This is a genomic window from Mesorhizobium sp. M5C.F.Ca.IN.020.32.2.1 (genome assembly GCF_004023105.1).
Classification (GTDB): Bacteria; Pseudomonadota; Alphaproteobacteria; order Rhizobiales; family Rhizobiaceae; genus Mesorhizobium; species Mesorhizobium wenxiniae.
In genome coordinates this window covers 1-695 of the sequence record NZ_RZSX01001517.1, presented here as the reverse complement: position 1 = coordinate 695, position 695 = coordinate 1, and the positions used below count along the sequence as shown (strand labels likewise).

At 59.4% G+C, this 695-nt stretch carries 1 protein-coding gene; it reads right to left on the bottom strand.

The genetic code is table 11. The annotated features are described in order from the left end of the window. The coding region (locus tag EOA86_RS37170; protein WP_128345866.1) for an LptF/LptG family permease at window positions 1-695 on the bottom strand (695 nt) is incomplete at both ends.

The following is a 695-nucleotide window of genomic DNA, read 5'->3' as shown; positions in this document are numbered from 1 at the left end:
GGTTGGAGACGATGAACCATGTCGCGACCGCGGACGCCACGATAGGAACGCCGTAGACCATATAGGCGTATTGCGGAACGTTGTCGGCCTTGCCGGCGGCAAAGAAACCGAGCCAGCGCACGAAAAGCGCAATCGCGATCGACGTGATCAGCGGATGAATGCGCGCCTCGCGATGGGAACGCGCGTCTCCCGCGACCGCAAGCGCGATCAGCGCGAAGACGAGTGAATAGGACCATTCGGAAAAACGCTGGTTGAGTTCGGCCAGGTACTTGTTCGGCTTTTTCTGGAACACCTTGTCGTTCGGACTGGGATTGAGCAGGTACTGGGTCGTCCGGTCCTTCGGCAAAAGCAATACGTCCGATGAGGCCGACATGAAGGCGGACAGGTCGAAGGCATAGGAGGTGAACCGGATGACCGAAAGATCGCCGGCCAGCGTTTCGCGATGGATGACGCCGTCATTCATCATCAGCACTTTCTCGTCGCCGTTTTCGATGATGGCGCCGGTCTTGGCATAGTAGATGAGGTTGGCGCCTTCTTCGCGCGAATCGGCGACGAAGATGCCGCCGAGACGGTTGTCCGGAAGCCGCTCGCCAATCTGCAGGAACAGGCCGTCGTCGATCTTGCGGAAGGTGCCTTCCTGGATGATCAGCGACAACAGATCGGCGCGCGACGACGCCACCAGCTCGCGGTTTTTC